The 15,756-nt window shown below is 67.3% G+C and carries 14 protein-coding genes and 1 other RNA gene; 7 read left to right on the top strand and 8 right to left on the bottom strand.

What is annotated here, in order from left to right; all coding sequences use genetic code 11:
* The first annotated feature begins 526 nt into the window (after positions 1-526).
* The 6 genes from AC5LXK_RS09810 to lipA all read left to right on the top strand — a co-directional run bounded on the left by AC5LXK_RS09810 (position 527) and on the right by lipA (position 6,629).
* Complete coding sequence (locus AC5LXK_RS09810) at positions 527-1,585, top strand: ATP-NAD kinase family protein (protein ID WP_493391213.1); 1,059 nt, start codon at positions 527-529, stop codon at positions 1,583-1,585.
* A gap of 59 nt (positions 1,586-1,644) precedes the next feature.
* Positions 1,645-2,421 carry an SDR family NAD(P)-dependent oxidoreductase gene (locus AC5LXK_RS09805; protein WP_493388675.1) on the top strand — a complete coding sequence of 259 codons (777 nt, stop codon included), beginning with the start codon at positions 1,645-1,647 and terminating at the stop codon, positions 2,419-2,421.
* Between the two features lie 77 nt (positions 2,422-2,498).
* A complete protein-coding gene (locus tag AC5LXK_RS09800; RefSeq protein WP_493388674.1) occupies positions 2,499-3,482 on the top strand; it encodes a thiamine pyrophosphate-dependent dehydrogenase E1 component subunit alpha in 984 nt (327 codons plus the stop codon).
* Positions 3,483-3,536: 54 nt separating this feature from the next.
* The gene (locus AC5LXK_RS09795; protein WP_493388673.1) at positions 3,537-4,541 is read left to right on the top strand and encodes an alpha-ketoacid dehydrogenase subunit beta; all 1,005 of its coding nucleotides are present in this window, start codon (positions 3,537-3,539) and stop codon (positions 4,539-4,541) included.
* 4 nt (positions 4,542-4,545) lie between these two features.
* Positions 4,546-5,661, top strand: a complete 1,116-nt coding sequence (locus AC5LXK_RS09790; RefSeq protein WP_493388672.1) for an acetoin dehydrogenase dihydrolipoyllysine-residue acetyltransferase subunit — start codon at positions 4,546-4,548, stop codon at positions 5,659-5,661.
* A 2-nt stretch (positions 5,662-5,663) separates the two neighbouring features.
* The gene (gene lipA, locus AC5LXK_RS09785; RefSeq protein ID WP_493388671.1) at positions 5,664-6,629 is read left to right on the top strand and encodes a lipoyl synthase; all 966 of its coding nucleotides are present in this window, start codon (positions 5,664-5,666) and stop codon (positions 6,627-6,629) included.
* Between the two features lie 11 nt (positions 6,630-6,640).
* Here lipA and AC5LXK_RS09780 read toward each other — a convergent pair whose 3' ends face one another.
* The 8 genes from AC5LXK_RS09780 to trxA form a co-directional block, all read right to left on the bottom strand.
* Positions 6,641-8,005: an MATE family efflux transporter gene (locus AC5LXK_RS09780; RefSeq protein WP_493388670.1), complete on the bottom strand. Its 1,365-nt coding sequence runs from the start codon at positions 8,003-8,005 to the stop codon at positions 6,641-6,643.
* A 2-nt stretch (positions 8,006-8,007) separates the two neighbouring features.
* Positions 8,008-9,837, bottom strand: coding sequence for an ArnT family glycosyltransferase (locus AC5LXK_RS09775; protein ID WP_493388669.1), 1,830 nt, complete (start codon positions 9,835-9,837; stop codon positions 8,008-8,010).
* A gap of 145 nt (positions 9,838-9,982) precedes the next feature.
* A complete protein-coding gene (locus tag AC5LXK_RS09770) occupies positions 9,983-10,243 on the bottom strand; it encodes a type B 50S ribosomal protein L31 (RefSeq protein WP_059233999.1) in 261 nt (86 codons plus the stop codon).
* A 158-nt stretch (positions 10,244-10,401) separates the two neighbouring features.
* Positions 10,402-11,235 carry a M90 family metallopeptidase gene (locus AC5LXK_RS09765; RefSeq protein WP_493388668.1) on the bottom strand — a complete coding sequence of 278 codons (834 nt, stop codon included), beginning with the start codon at positions 11,233-11,235 and terminating at the stop codon, positions 10,402-10,404.
* 38 nt (positions 11,236-11,273) lie between these two features.
* Complete coding sequence (locus tag AC5LXK_RS09760) at positions 11,274-12,830, bottom strand: MFS transporter (RefSeq protein ID WP_493388667.1); 1,557 nt, start codon at positions 12,828-12,830, stop codon at positions 11,274-11,276.
* A complete protein-coding gene (locus AC5LXK_RS09755) occupies positions 12,827-13,327 on the bottom strand; it encodes a MerR family transcriptional regulator (protein WP_493388666.1) in 501 nt (166 codons plus the stop codon). The genes AC5LXK_RS09760 and AC5LXK_RS09755 overlap by 4 nt, the downstream gene beginning before the upstream one ends.
* Positions 13,328-13,456: 129 nt before the next feature.
* Complete coding sequence (gene rho / locus AC5LXK_RS09750; RefSeq protein WP_006478662.1) at positions 13,457-14,719, bottom strand: transcription termination factor Rho; 1,263 nt, start codon at positions 14,717-14,719, stop codon at positions 13,457-13,459.
* A 195-nt stretch (positions 14,720-14,914) separates the two neighbouring features.
* Positions 14,915-15,241 carry a thioredoxin TrxA gene (gene trxA / locus AC5LXK_RS09745; RefSeq protein WP_006402348.1) on the bottom strand — a complete coding sequence of 109 codons (327 nt, stop codon included), beginning with the start codon at positions 15,239-15,241 and terminating at the stop codon, positions 14,915-14,917.
* Between the two features lie 390 nt (positions 15,242-15,631).
* Between trxA and ffs the strand changes: the two genes are divergently transcribed.
* An RNA gene (ffs, locus tag AC5LXK_RS09740) (signal recognition particle sRNA small type) lies at positions 15,632-15,730 on the top strand.
* Positions 15,731-15,756: the final 26 nt, after the last annotated feature.

Genomic DNA, 15,756 nt, shown 5'->3' with positions numbered 1-15,756 from the left:
CGGACGGCGGGGATCTCGATGTCCTTGTAGCACATCCGGTTCGGCGGATCACATTGCATCGCAGCACGCGGCGCGCGTGAGACGTTCGTCTCACCGTCATCTCGTCGCGTCTCGCGCAGGTGAGACGTCCGCATGCGCGGCGCGCGCCCGTCGTCCGGCCAGTCGTCGCATGCGCCGCGCCCCGCGCGTGCAGGGTTGGCGGGCGGAATGTCGCGCGTGCGCGTGCGCCGTGACGATCGCGTCGTCGCATCGACACCGTGAGACGCACGGGTGGATTCACCACGTGCTGCGTCGTACCGGTCGCGAATCCGGAACCCGCGCTTGCCCGCCGCGCCAGCGCGCACGCGGGTTTCACGGTCATCGCATGCACGATGGCACGCCGCTTGCAGAGATAGCGGACAAGGCTGGCGCGATGGCGTCGGCGACGACGATCCGCCGCCCGTCGATGGCAGCGGACGAAACAGACCGGACCGATGCGGGCGCCAACGCGCCGGTGCCGGCCGGTCAACTGGATGGAGACGAACCCGTGACGACGCCCGTTACCGTCGGCGTGATCGCGAACCCCGCATCGGGTCGCGACATCCGCCGCCTCACGACGCATGCCTCCGTGTTTCCGACGGCCGAGAAGGCGAACATGGTCGTGCGCCTGCTGGCCGGGCTCGGCGCGATGGGCGTCGAGCGAGTGCTGACGCTGCGCGACCGCACGGGCATCGCGACGCTGCTGCTGCGCGCGATCGACACGCATCGCGCGGTCGCGCCCCATGAGCGCTGGCCTGAAGTCGAATTCGTCGACCTGCCGATCACCGATACAGTCGCCGACACGCAGGCGGGCGCCGCATACCTGCACCGGATGGAAGTCGCGCTGATCGTCGTGCTCGGCGGCGACGGCACGCATCGCGCAGTGGCCGCGCATTGCGGCGCGACACCGCTCGTCGCGCTGTCCACCGGCACCAACAACGCGTTTCCCGAGCATCGCGAGGCGACTGTCGCCGGTGTCGCGGCAGGGCTCGCCGCGACCGGTGCGGTGCCGGCCGAGGTCGCGTTCGTGCGCAACAAGCGGCTCGTCGTGCGCTGCGTGGCGGGCGCGCAGACGGGGCGCGAGGAGATCGCGCTCGTCGACGTGTGCGCCGCGCGGCAGCGCTTCATCGGTGCGCGCGCGATCTCCGGATCCGACGATATCGACACGCTCTACCTGACGTTCGCGGAACCGGACGGCATCGGCCTGTCCGCGCTCGGCGGTGCATGGGCGCCGCTCGAACGCAGCGCGCCGCACGGGCTCGCGATGCGTTTCGCGGAAGCCGGGAAGACGGCCGGCACGCCGCTCGTCGCGCCGATTGCTCCGGGGCGCGTCGACCGCGTCGTGATGCGCAGCTGCGAGCGGCTCGACCCGGGCACGTGGCAGGCGATTCCGTTCGAGCGCGGCACGCTCGCGTTCGACGGCGAGCGCGAGATCGAGGTCGCGCGCGGCGATCGCTACGAGATTTCGCTCGACTGGCGCGGGCCGCTGACGGTCGACGTCGGCCGCACGCTGCGCTACGCGTCTTCCCGGCAACTGCTGCGCGACGCCGGCGCGCGGTACGACTGAAACATCGATATTCCGAATGAAGTTTCGCCATCCATAACGATCATCAAGGAGACATCGCCATGACAACCCCACTCGACGGACAGGTCGCCATCGTCACGGGCGGCGCGCGCGGCATCGGCCGCGGCATTGCGCTCACGCTCGCCGGCGCAGGTGCCGACATCCTGCTGGCCGACCTGCTCGACGACGCGCTCGATGCCACCGCGCGCGAGGTGCGCGCGCTCGGCCGCCGGGCGGCGGTCGCGAAGGTCGACGTCACGCAGGCCGCACAGGTCGACGCGATGGTTGCGCAGGCGCTCGCCGAACTCGGCCGGCTCGATATCCTCGTGAACTGCGCGGGCGTGATCAGCATTCATCCGGTTGCCGAGCTGACCGAACGCGATTGGGATTTTGTGATGGACGTGAACGCGAAGGGCACATTTCTCGGCTGCCGCGCGGCGCTTGCGCATCTGAAGGCGCAGGGCCGCGGCCGGATCATCAACGTCGCGTCGATCGCGGGCAAGGAAGGCTTTCCGAATCTCGCGCACTACAGCGCATCTAAATTCGCGGTCGTCGGCTTCACGAACGCGCTCGCGAAGGAACTCGCGCGCGACGGCGTGACCGTCAACGCGATCTGCCCCGGCATCGTCCGTACCTACATGTGGGACCGGCTGTCCGACGAATGGAAGACCGGCGGCGAAACGGTCGAGGAGTCGTGGCAGCGGCACCAGCTGACGCTGATCCCGCAAGGGCGCGCGCAGACGCCGGAAGACATGGGCCGCCTCGCGTTGTTCTTCGCGACGATGGACAACGTGACGGGCCAGGCCGTGAACGTCGACGGCGGCTTCACGTTCCACTGACGGCCGCCGGCCGTGCAATCCGTCGCCACGGCTCGGCCGCGGCGGCATTCGCAGTCAGACCTATCCAGGAGACACACATGACCGCTTCGACACAGCTCAGCAGGGACAAGCTGCTGGACGCCTACCGGCTGATGCGCACGATCCGCGAATTCGAGGAACGCCTGCACGTCGAGTTCGCGACCGGCGAGATTCCCGGCTTCGTTCACCTGTATGCAGGCGAGGAGGCGTCCGCAGTCGGCACGATCCTGCACCTCGGCCTCGACGACTACGTGGCCACCACGCACCGCGGTCACGGCCATTGCATCGCAAAGGGCGTCGACGTGCACGGGATGATGGCCGAGATCTACGGCAAGAAGACGGGCGTCTGCCACGGCAAGGGCGGTTCGATGCACATCGCCGACCTGTCGATGGGGATGCTCGGCGCGAACGGGATCGTCGGCGCGGGCGGCCCGCTCGCGTGCGGTGCGGCGCTCGCGGCCAAACACAAGAAGACGGGCGGCGTCGGCGTGTGTTTTTTCGGCGACGGCGCGTCGAACCAGGGCGTGATCTTCGAATCGATGAACCTCGCGTCGGTGTGGCGGCTGCCTGCGATCTTCGTCGCCGAAAACAACGGTTATGCGGAAGCGACGTCGTCGAGCTGGTCGGTCGCGACCGACAACATCGCCGATCGCGCGAACGGGTTCGGGATGCCGGGCGTGATCGTCGACGGCTTCGACTTCTTCGCGGTGCACGAAGCGCTCGGCGAAGCCGTCGAGCGCGCGCGCAACGGCGGCGGCCCGACGCTCGTCGAGGTGAAGTTCACGCGTTACTTCGGTCACTTCGAAGGCGATGCGCAAACCTACCGCGCGCCCGGCGAAGTGCAGAAGCTGCGCGACGAGAAGGACTGCCTTAAGCATTTCGAAACGCGCGTCGTGCGCGCGGAGGCGCTGACGACGGCCGACCTGCGCGCGGTCGATGCACAGGTGAAGGCATTGATCGACGATGCGGTCGCGCAGGCGAAGGCCGCGCCGCTGCCGGATGCCGCCGACCTGCTGACCGACGTCTACGTGTCGTATCCGTGAGCGCGGCCTGACACCGCAGCCGGCACGGCGAACCGAACATTCCAGGAGACAGACATGGCAAGGAAGATCACTTATTCGCAGGCGATCAACGAAGCGCTTGCGCAGGAAATGGCGCGCGACGACAGCGTGATCGTGATGGGCGAGGACAACGCGGGCGGCGCGGGCGCGCCGGGCGAGGACGACGCATGGGGCGGCGTGCTCGGCGTGACGAAGGGGCTGTTCCACAAGTTTCCGGGCCGCGTGCTCGATACGCCGCTGTCGGAGGGCGGCTACATCGGCGCGGCGGTTGGCGCGGCCGCGTGCGGGATGCGGCCCGTCGCGGAACTGATGTTCATCGATTTCATGGGCGTGTGCTTCGACCAGATCTTCAACCAGGCCGCGAAATTCCGCTACATGTTCGGCGGCAAGGCCGTCACGCCGGTCGTGATCCGCGCGATGTACGGCGCCGGGCTGCGTGCAGCCGCGCAACATTCGCAGATGCTCACGTCGCTGTTCACGCACATCCCGGGGCTGAAGGTCGTGTGCCCGTCGACGCCGTACGACGCGAAGGGGCTGCTGATCCAGGCGATCCGCGACGACGATCCGGTGATCTTCCTCGAACACAAGCTGCTCTATACGCGCGAAGGCGACGTGCCCGAGGAGTCCTATGCGATTCCGTTCGGCGAGGCGAACGTGGTGCGCGAAGGCGACGACGTGACGATCGTCACGTACGGCCGCATGGTGCATCTCGCGACGGACGCGGCCGCGAAGCTCGCGAAGGACGGCATCCAGTGCGACGTGATCGACCTGCGCACGACGTCGCCGCTCGACGAGGAAACGATTCTCGAAAGCGCGGAGCGCACCGGACGCGTGGTAGTGGTCGACGAAGCGAATCCGCGCTGCTCGATCGCGACCGACATTGCCGCGCTCGTCGCGCAGCGCGCGTTCCATGCGCTGAAGGCGCCGATCGAGCTGGTTACCGCACCGCATACGCCCGCGCCGTTCGCGGGCGTGCTGGAAGACCTGTATATCCCGTCCGCCGATGCGATTGCGCAGGCGGTCCTGAAGACGAGGAGCTGACACGATGTCGATTCACATGATCACGATGCCCAAGTGGGGGCTGTCGATGGAGCAGGGGCAGGTCAACGGCTGGCTGAAGGCGCCCGGCGAACGCGTGACGAAGGGCGACGAAGTGCTCGACGTCGAAACCGACAAGATCTCGTCGGGCGTCGAATGCGCGTTCGACGGCACGCTGCGCCGGCAGGTCGCGCAGGAGGGCGAGACGCTGCCGGTCGGCGCGCTGCTCGGGGTCGTCGCGGCCGCGGACGCGAGCGATGCCGACATCGATGCGGCGATTGCCGATTTCCAGCGCGATTTCGTGCCGAGTGCGGCCGCCGACGAGGCGGCCGGCCCGCAGCCCGAGAAGGCGCAGATCGGCGGCCGCACGGTGCGCCTCCTGAAGCTCGGCGACGGGGCCGGCACGCCGGCCGTGCTGATCCACGGCTTCGGCGGCGACCTGAACAACTGGCTGTTCAATCACGTCGATCTCGCCGCACACCGTCCGGTGTGGGCGCTCGACCTGCCAGGCCACGGGGAATCGGGCAAGGCGGTCGACACGGGCAGCCTCGACGAACTCGCCGACGCGGTGCTCGCGCTGCTCGATGCGCAACACATCGAGCGTGCGCACCTGATCGGCCATTCGATGGGCGGCGCGGTCGCGATGGCGGCGGCCGAGCGCGCACCGCAACGCGTCGCGTCGCTCACGCTGATCGCGAGCGCGGGGCTCGGCGCCGACATCAACCGCGCGTACATCGACGGCTTCGTCGCCGGCAACAGCCGCAACACGCTGAAGCCGCATCTCGGTGCGCTGTTCGCGGATAACGCGCTGGTCACGCGGCAGCTCGTCGAGGATCTCGTCAAGTACAAGCGGCTCGAAGGCGTGCAGGCCGCGCTGGAGAAGATCGCGAACGCCGCGTTCGACGGTGCCGCGCAGCGTCGCGTGTTCCGCGACCGGCTCGCGACGCTTGCGCCGCGCACGCTCGTGATCTGGGGCGAGCGCGATCAGGTGATTCCCGCGCAGCATGCGCAGGGCTTGCCGGACGGCGTGCGTGCCGAGGTGATCGCCGGCAGCGGGCACATGGTGCAGATGGAGGCGGCCGCCGACGTGAACCGCCTGATCGTCGCGTTTCTCGGAGACTGACGATGGCCGCCGCGCTCGAACGACCCAGCCTCACGGCGCTCGGCCAGCCGGGCGCGCGAAGCCGCGACAAGCTCGCGCGCATTCCGGTGCGCGTCGAGCCCGCGGCCGGCGCGGCGCTGCCGAAGCCGCCTTGGCTACGCGCGCGGCCGATGATGAGCGCGGCGGTGGCCGACATGGCCGCCGTGCTGCGCGAGCATCGGCTGCATTCCGTCTGCGAGGAGGCGATGTGCCCGAACATCGGCGAATGCTTCGCGCAGCGCACCGCGACCTTCATGATCATGGGCGGGCTGTGCACGCGGCGCTGCCCGTTCTGCGATGTCGCGCACGGCCGTCCCGAGCCGCTCGATCCCGGCGAGCCGGCACGGCTGGCCGACGCGGCCGCGGCGCTCGGGTTGCGCTATGTCGTGATCACGTCGGTCGACCGCGACGACCTGCGCGACGGCGGCGCCGCGCATTTCGCCGCGTGCATCGCGGCGGTGCGCGCGAGTGTGCCGGGAATCGGCGTCGAGGTGCTGACGCCGGACTTCCGCGGCCGCGTGGCACGTGCGCTCGATGCGCTGTCGTCGGCGTGGCCGGACGTGTTCAACCACAACATCGAGACGGTGCCGTCGCTGTATCGTGCGGCGCGGCCGGGCGCCGACTATCGCGGCTCGCTCGAACTGCTCGCGCAGGCGAAAGCCGCGCGGCCGGCACTGGTGACGAAATCGGGGTTGATGTTCGGGCTCGGCGAACACGACGACGAGGTGCGCGACACGTTGCGCGACCTGCGTGCGCACGACGTCGACGTGCTGACGCTCGGCCAGTATCTCGCGCCGTCTGAGCACCATTTGCCGGTGCGGCGCTACGTGAGCCCGGATGCGTTCGCCGCTTGGCGCGACGAGGCGCTCGAACTCGGTTTCAGGGAAGTCGTCGCCGGCCCGCTCGTGCGGTCGTCATATCACGCGGCCGACGTACTGGAGGATGCGTAGCGGGCCGCGCGTCAGGCGATGGCGGTAACGGCGGAGGCGTGCGCACGACTCACGCGGCGCAGGTACAGCACGAGCCCGGCGCCCGCGAGCAACAGGCTGACCGTGTTCGCGAACCAGAAGCCGCGCGCACCGGTTAGCCACGCGGGCGCGATGCCGCCGACGTCGAAGCCGAGCACGTAGCCGCCGCTGAGGCCGACGCCCCACAGCGCGACCGCATAGATCACGGTCGGCACGATCGCCACCTTGTACGCACGCAGCACGAATGCCGACGTGACCTGCAGTGCGTCGAAGACGTGGTAGCACGCGACGATCGCGACGAGCGGCATCGCAGCCGCGGCGACGGCCGGGTTCGGCGTATAGCCGCCGATGATCAGCGGGCGCAGCGTGAATACGAGCACGCCGTAGGCGGCGGCCACCCCGCACGCGAACATCACGCTGTGCCGGCCGAGCAGCCGCGCTTCCTCCGGGCGTCCGGCGCCGAGCGCGCGCGCGACCAGCGTCGACGCCGCCACGCCGATCGACAGCGGCGTCATGTACAGCACCGCGCCGATGTTGCCGGCGATCTGGTGGCCGGCGAGCGTCGTCGTGCCGAACTGCGCGATGAACAGCGCCATGCACGTGTACGACGTGACTTCGATCAGGTACGACAGGCCCATCGGCAGGCCGAGTTTGAGGATCGCCTTCTGGCGTTCCCAGACGGGCCAGCAGAAGCGCGAGAAGATCGCGAGCGGCGCGAACACGTCGAGCTTCGCGAGCAGCGTGTAGCCGATCAGCGCGAGCGCCCAGTTGATCAGCGTGCTGGCGAGCCCGCAGCCGGGGCCGCCGAGGGCCGGTACGCCGAGCCCGCCGAAGATGAACCACACGTTGAGCGGAAACTTGAGCAGCAGCGCGCCGATCTGCAGGATCATCGCGAGCCGCGGCTTGCCGGCGGCGTTGGTCAGCGCGTTGTAGATGCGGAAGACGAGGCTGGCGGGCAGCCCGTACGACAGGATGCGCAGGTAGTCGACGGTGCGGTCGTGGAGTGCGGCGGGCGCATGCGCGACGCGCAGCAGCGGCTCGGGAAAATGCAGCAGCAGGAAGCCGGGAATCGCGAGCAGCAACGCGAGCCACAGCGCCTGGCGCACTTCCTCGCCGATTTCGGCATAGTGTCGCGCGCCGTACAACTGCCCGGTGATCGGCTGCAGCGCGGACAGGATGCCCGTCAGGCCGATATAGATCGATACGTAGATCGACGAGCCGAGCCCCAACGCGGCGAGATCGACGGCCGAGTAGCGGCCGACCATCGCGGTGTCGATCACGCCGAACGCGATGATCGCGAGCTGGCCGACGAGCACCGGCCATGCGAGACCGACGATCCGGCGGATGTCGCCGAACATCGTCAATCGGCCGCCTGGCGGCGCGGCGGGCGCTTCTTGACGGGCGTCTTCGGCCGTTCGATGCGCTCGTACAGGCGGAAGCGTTCGTCGCGGTCGGCGACGCGACGGCCTTCCCACACGAGGCGCCACACGTATTGCGACATCGCGCTCGGCTCGCCGAAGTCCGCACGGTCCTGGCGCAGGATCACGTCGCAGTCGCCGGAGAAGTCGAAGTGCATGTTGCCGAAGTACGCGAAGGTCGCGATCTGCGCATCGCCGAGCCGCACGGGCGAGATGCACTCGTAGTCGGGCGGCAGGTGCACGGCGATCTGTTGCGCGACATCGCGATAGGTGCGGCCGTAGTTGACGATCGGCAGCCACAGCGTCATCAGCAGCACCCACATCAGCGTGGTACCGGCACCCGACAGCACGACGCTGCGCCACAGCACCTTCGGCTGCCGCGAGATGCGCCAGCGCACGAGGAAGCACCAGCACACCGTGACGATCACCGCGCAGATGAACGACAGGATCTTGAAATGCGGCTCGTAGCCGGGCACGAGGCGCGCGAGGTTGCGTGCGAGCGGATGCGGGAAGCCGGTGAGCGATGCAAGCCACACGAGCCACACGAAGGTGCCGAGGATCGTGAAGCTCAGCACCGCGAACCAGTCGATCGCATTGATCGCGCCGCGCTTGAGGGTCGGCAGCGCGAACGTCGCGAGTACCGCGAGCGGCGGCATCAGCAGCATGTACATGCGGTTCGACTGCTGGCTCTGCAGGATCACGAGTGCGACCAGCGGCACGGCCACCGACAGCGGGATCGCGATGTGCGCTCGGCGGCGCATGCCGGCCCAGCTCCACCAGGCCCAGATCGCGAGCGGCCACGCGGGCCACGTGAACAGCGGCAGGTTCTTCGCTGCATAGCCGAGCACGGCCGTCGGCGGGCCCGAAAAGCGCATCAGGCTGCCGTGGATCCACTGGTTGAAGAACCACGCGGCGTCGTCGGGCGCCGCGACGAACGCGGCGAGCGGCCACAGCGCGAAGATCGCCGCCGCGAGCGGCACGCCGATCAGCGGCAGGCGCAGGTTGCGCATCTCGGGCGTGACGAGCCACAGCGCGGCCGTGCCGGCGAGCAGTGCGGCGACGAGCACGGGGTTGCCGGACAGCGCGACGAGGCCGATCGCGACCCCCCACCACAGCGCGCCCTGCAGCGGCTTGTCGATGCCGCGCACGATCCCGTACACGAGCATCGCGATCCACGCGAACTGCGCGAGTTGCGGCGTCGTCTCGTGTCCGCGTTCCGCGAGGCCGAAGCAGGCGACGAGCACCAGCAGCGCGCCGTCGGCGAGCGTGCGGCCGTAGTCGCGCGGCTCGGGTTCGCCGCCGAACGCGTATTTGAACGGCTGGACCTCGGCACGGCGGCCGAGCAGGTAGGCCGCGTACCAGACGAACGCGCACGCGACGCAGAACAGCACACCCGTATCGACGCGCGATGCGTTGCTTGCGTCGACCCACGGGCCGAGGCCGCGGATCGACAGCGCGCCGAGCCAGTAGCCGAGCGGGCCGTCGGTCGTGATGAACTTGCCGACCAGGTTCGGCAGCAGCCAGTCGTGCCAGCCGCCCTTGGCCATCGTCCACATCACGCCGAAGCCCGCCGCGTCCTCGTTTTTCCACGGGTCACGGCCGAACAGGCCGAATGCCGCGTAGACGAGGCAGAGCGTGAGCAGCAGCCAGCGTGGTAGCGCACGCGTGGCGGAGGCGGTGAGACGGACGACAGGCTTCATGCAGATGAGCGTTTTGTTATGGGCGAACCGGCGCGGTTGCGCGCGGTCGGGCCGGTTTCGAGCATCCGGCATTGTAGACGCGCCCGCTGTTGCGCGTCAGGTCGATGCCCGGGGCGCCGGCCGGCGCCTTCCGGGCGAGCAGAGACAAAAAAGGGCAGCCTGGGCTGCCCTTTTGTGCGGTACCGGTGCGTTGCAATCACCGGATACGGTGCGAAGCTTACTTCGCCTTGCCGTTGGCGCGAACGCCGAACTTGTTCTTGAACTTCTCGACACGGCCTGCCGTGTCCATGATCTTTTGCTGACCCGTGTAGAACGAGTGCGATTCCGACGACACTTCGATCTTGGCGAGCGGGTAGGTCTTGCCGTCGAGTTCGATGTTTTCGCGCGTCTGGATCGTCGAGCGCGTGATGAACTTGAAGCCGTTCGACATGTCTTGGAAGACGACTTCGCGGTAATTCGGGTGGATGCCTTCTTTCATGGTCTTTCCTTGGTGAGAGCGGTAGCCAACCCGCCGCTTGCCGTGCCGGTGCGCGCAGATTGCGCACTACCTGACGACGCCAAGCCCGGCGCGAGCCACTTGCCTAAGGTCGAAAAACGGCGATTATGCCAGAAAATCAGATGGTTGACGAATAATTTTCACGGTGTGTCGAGCGCGCCGGTGCCGGCCGGATCCTGCCGGTAGTAGCGCGCGAGCAGCCGGTACAGCTCCGGAAATTCGGACTCGAACGCTTTGGGCCGCACGAACAGCGCCTCGCTGCACACCGCGAAGAATTCCGACGGGTGGTCGGCCGCATAGGGATCGATCAGCGAGTCCCGCTCGAAGCGCGCCCACGCGCGGTCCGGCACCGCGTCGACGCGGGCGCAGAACTGGTCGTACGCATGTTCGAACACGTCTGCCCACGCCTGCGCATCGAGGTGCGGCGCGTGCCAGCGGCGAAACAGGGGCGGATAGCCGTCGGCCGCGCCGTTGAGCATGTCGATCTTGTGCGCGAATTCGTGGATCACGACGTTGTACGCGTCCCGGCCGTCCGTCATCTGCGCGTCTTCCCACGACAGGATCACCGGGCCGCCTTCCCAGGCCTCGCCGCTCGCGTCCTGTTCGACTTCATGGACGACGCCGTCCTCGTCCTGCACGGTCTTGCGGATCACGAATTCGCCCGGATACACGACGACGCCGACCCAGCCGTCGTACAGCGACAGGTCGAGATTCAGCACGGGCAGGCAGGCCTGCGCGCCGATCGCGACGATCATCTCGTCGGTCAGTTCGAGCCCGTGCGCGGTCGAGAACGACTTCTTCGCGAGAAACAGGCTCGTCAGCTCGCGCAACCGGCCGAGCGCGTCGGGCGCCAGCGCCGCTAGGAACGGCAGGCGCTCGACCGTGTCGTGCCACAGCGCGTCGGAGATCGGGTGGCTGCGCAGCGCGCGGTCGCGGCGGCGGTCGTCGAACCAGCGGGTGAGTTTCGAGAGCATGGAGGCGGCTGACGGTAATCCAAAGCCTGTCTTTTAACTCAATCGATCTCTTTTTGCCATGCTGCGAAGAGGCCGCCGACGAGTGCGACGCCCGCCAGGAAGTAGAAACCGTCGAGCGACGCGAGGAACGACGCCTGTTGCGCGACCATCCGCGCGATCGATGCGATCGCGAGGGCGTGCGCGTCGTTCAGTGCGTGGCCGGCTGCCGCATAGCTGCGCGTCAGCGCGTCGACGGTCTGCTGGAACAGCGGGTCGAACACGTTCGCGCGCTCGACGAGCCGCGTCTGGTGCACCGCCACGCGGTGCTGCTCGACGATGATCACCGACGACGTCGCGAACGAAATCGTCAGTTGCCGCACGATGTTCTTCAGCCGGTAGCCGTGCGTGTATTCGTCGATCGCGAAGATCCGGAACGTGAGGTTGGCCACCGGCAGCACGATGAAGAGCAGCAGCAACCCGCGCAGCAACAGCGGGACGATCAGCGCGGCTTCGCCGACCTGCGGCGTCATGCGCGTCATCCACAGCGCGGCCGTGACGGCGACCGCGAACCCGGGCACGACGAACCACTTCTTGTGCGTGACGAATTTCGCGTAGCGCAGGTACGCGAACAGCGCGGTAGCCGAAATCAGCGACATCGTGCCCACCAGCCGCCCGGCGTTCTCGACCGGATAGCCGAGCCCGCCTTCGAGAAACCGCGACGTGAGGTAACTGAACCCCGTCGTCTCGTAGTAATAGAACATGTAGAGCAGCAGCCCGACCTGGAAGGTTCGCTCGCGGAACGCGTGCAGCCGCACGAGCGGGGTCGGGTGGTTCCACTGGTGATACGCGAACCAGGCGAGCGCGCCGATCCCCGCGATCGTCAGCAGGATCAGCATCGGCGAGCCGCTGTAGAGCTGGTAATGCACCTGCTGCAGCACGATCTGCAGCGCGCCTTGCGCGAGCGCGAACACGACATACGGCCAGAAGTGCCCGGAACCGCGTGCGTCGTCGGGCGTCCGGCCCGAATCGGGCAGCGTGAGCAGCGCGAGGATCGCGAACGCAATGCCGGCCGGCGCGGTGCAGGCGAACAGTGCGCGCCACGTCGAATGCGCGACGAGCAGCCCGCCGACGATCGGCGCGAGCGCGCTGCCGAGCAGGATCATGATCAGGAACGCGCGCGTCGCGGGCGGCCGCTCCTGCGGCTTGAAGCTGATCTGGATCAGGATCCGGCACGCGCCCATCATCGGGCCGATGAAGTAACCCTGGAAACCGCGCGCGAATGCCAGTTGCAGCGATGTGTCGGCGAATGCGGCCGCGATCGCGCCGAACGAGAACATCAGCATGCAGCCGGCGACGTAGCGGCGATGGCCGAGCCGGTCGACCCACCATTGCTGCTGCAGGATGCCGAGCACGGCCGTGACCGCGTACGCGCTCGACGACCAGACGAGTTCGTCGGGCGACGCGTTGATGCCGCCCGCGATGTAGCTCGCGAAGAACGAGAAGACGGCGTTGTCGAAGTAGTCGACGCCGGTAACGAGCGCGAGCGCCCACGGGAACAGGTCCGCGCGCAGGTTCGCGCGGCTCCATAGCGGCGGGCGACCGGGCGCCGCGTTCATTCGCGATCCTTGCGCGCACGCCGCGTGCCGGCTTCGGCCTGCCGCTGCGCGATCAGCGCATCGGGGTTTTCGCCGGCGAGACGTCGCTCGACGTAGTCGATGTCGTGCTGCAACTCCTTGCGCAGCGCGATGGCTTCCTTTAATTCGCGCTGGACGGCCGTGATCCGCCGGTCGAGCGTGCCGATCTGCTCGGCGAGGCCGGTGCGGATGTCGCGTAGCGACGCGTCCGAATAGCGGCGCCGGCCATCGCCCGTTTCCTCGAGCGGACGCTTCAGCATTTCGGTGATGCCGTGCAGCGAGAAGCCGAGCGCGCGAAGCCGCAGGATGCGCGCGAAGCGTTCGAGGTCGGCTTCGTCGTACAGGCGGTAGCGGCCTTCGCTGCGCGACGGCGTGACGAGCCCGCGCTCTTCGTAATATTTCAGCGTGCGCGGCGTGACGCCGAGCCGCGACGCGGCATCGCTCACGGTCAGCAGCGGGGTGGAGGCGTCGTTCGGCATCGTGAAGCGGGAGATTCGGTCGGGGCAATGACGCGATTGTAGATCAACCTGTACGTTCACGTTCAGGTTGAGACCAAAAAACGGCCGCCGGGCGGGTGCGCGGGCGGCCGTTTTGCGGGGCAGGGGCGATCAGCCGCCGCGGCGCATCAGGTCGAAGAACTCGGAGTTGCTCTTCGTCTGGCGGATCTTGTCGAGCAGGAATTCCATCGCCTCGACTTCGTCCATGTCGTGGATGAACTTGCGCAGCACCCAGATCTTCTGAAGGATCTCGGGCTTGATCAGCATTTCTTCGCGACGCGTGCCCGACTTGTTCAGGTTGATCGACGGGTACACGCGCTTTTCCGCGAGGCGACGCTCGAGGTGCACTTCCATGTTGCCGGTGCCCTTGAACTCTTCGTAGATCACGTCGTCCATGCGGCTGCCGGTTTCGATCAGCGCGGTGCCGATGATCGTCAGCGAACCGCCTTCCTCGATGTTGCGTGCTGCGCCGAAGAAGCGCTTCGGACGCTGCAGTGCGTTCGCGTCGACACCGCCCGTCAGCACCTTGCCCGACGCCGGGATCACGGTGTTGTACGCACGTGCGAGACGCGTGATCGAGTCGAGCAGGATCACGACGTCGTGCTTCATTTCGACGAGGCGCTTGGCCTTCTCGATCACCATTTCGGCGACCTGGACGTGGCGCGTGGCCGGTTCGTCGAACGTCGACGCGATCACTTCGCCGGCGACCGAGCGCTGCATTTCGGTCACTTCTTCAGGGCGTTCGTCGATCAGCAGCACGAACAGGATCACGTCCGGGTGGTTCTGCTTGATCGCGTGCGCGATGTGCTGGAGCATCACGGTCTTGCCCGACTTCGGCGACGCGACGAGCAGGCCGCGCTGGCCCTTGCCGATCGGCGCGATCATGTCGATGATGCGGCCCGTGACGTTTTCCTCGCCGCGCATTTCGCGTTCGAGCGACAGCGGCTTGTTCGGGTGCAGCGGCGTGAGGTTCTCGAACATGATCTTGTGTTTCGAGGCCTCGGGCGGCTGCCCGTTGACTTTGTCGACCTTCACCAGCGCGAAGTAGCGCTCGCCGTCCTTCGGCGTGCGGACTTCACCTTCGATGGTGTCGCCGGTGTGCAGGTTGAAGCGGCGGATCTGCGACGGGCTGATGTAGATGTCGTCGGTGCTCGCGAGGTACGACATTTCCGGCGAGCGCAGGAAGCCGAAGCCGTCCGGCAGCACTTCGAGCGTACCGTCGCCGAAGATCGTCTCTCCCGTCTTGGCGCGCTTTTTGAGAATGGCAAACATCAACTCCTGCTTGCGCAGGCGGTTCGCGTTTTCGATCTCCAGGCCATTGGCCATTTCGATCAGTTCGGAGACGTGCAGAGACTTGAGCTCGGATAAATGCATACGGAGAACCCGCCAGGGAGGAGAAGCGACGAAAGAAAATAAGGGAGGAGGGCGAGCGGAAGCGCTCAGAGACTTAAATGCGTCTTGTAGACGTTTTTTAATTCTAGCATAGGCCGATTCGCGCTTGAGCGAGCGATCGGCGGCTTGGCGACGGACGTGTTGCCGGCTGACAACACGTCCGTGGAACTGCCTGTATTACAGGTGGCTGTCCAGGAATGCGGTGAGCTGCGACTTCGACAGCGCGCCGACCTTCTGCGCGGCGGCCGCCCCGTTCTTGAACAGGATCAGCGTCGGGATGCCGCGCACGCCGAACTTGGCGGGCGTTGCCTGGTTGTCGTCGACGTTGATCTTCGCGATCTGCAGCTTGTCGCCGTAATCCTTCGCGACTTCGTCGAGGATCGGGGCGATCATCTTGCACGGGCCGCACCATTCGGCCCAGAAATCGACGAGCACGGGCTTGTCGGATTTGACGACGTCCTGTTCGAACGATGCGTCGCTGATGTGTTTGATCTGTTCGCTCATTGGGTCAATACCTCTTACGGTTCGGGGACTGCCTGCTTGCGCGTTGCGGCGTACCGGCCGCCGTAGGCTGCCGGCCGCTGCGGCAGGTCACTCCGCTCTCCGGAAAGGAGGGGCGTGGGCGCTGCATGCCGCGGCTCGCGGGTCGTTCGGGCGTCATATTAGCCTAAATTGCTATCTGCTGCGGGCGGCGATAGTAGCCGCTACGCGAGTAGGGGTACGACGCGACGTTCGACCGTTGTGCCATGCAAGTGGAGGCCGTCGTTCAAATTACAAGGGGCGGGCACGCATGCGCGTCGTGCGAACGGATGGTGCGTCGGTTTGCCCGGCAATATTCGTATTGATGCGAACAAACGGTCGCATTCGTCCGGAAGCGGTGATAGAATATGCCGTGACGGGCCTCCTCGCATGGTGGGGCGGTGAACCTGGTCAGGTCGGGAACGAAGCAGCCACAATCGTTTTCCGCCAGTGCCGAGGGTTGGGCTCGTCACCTTCCTTCTCGCCCCGTTCGTAGGGCG

Source organism: Burkholderia pulmonis (assembly GCF_984667975.1).
The sequence above is the reverse complement of the archived record's forward strand: the minus strand, read 5'-3'. Positions and strand labels throughout refer to the sequence as shown.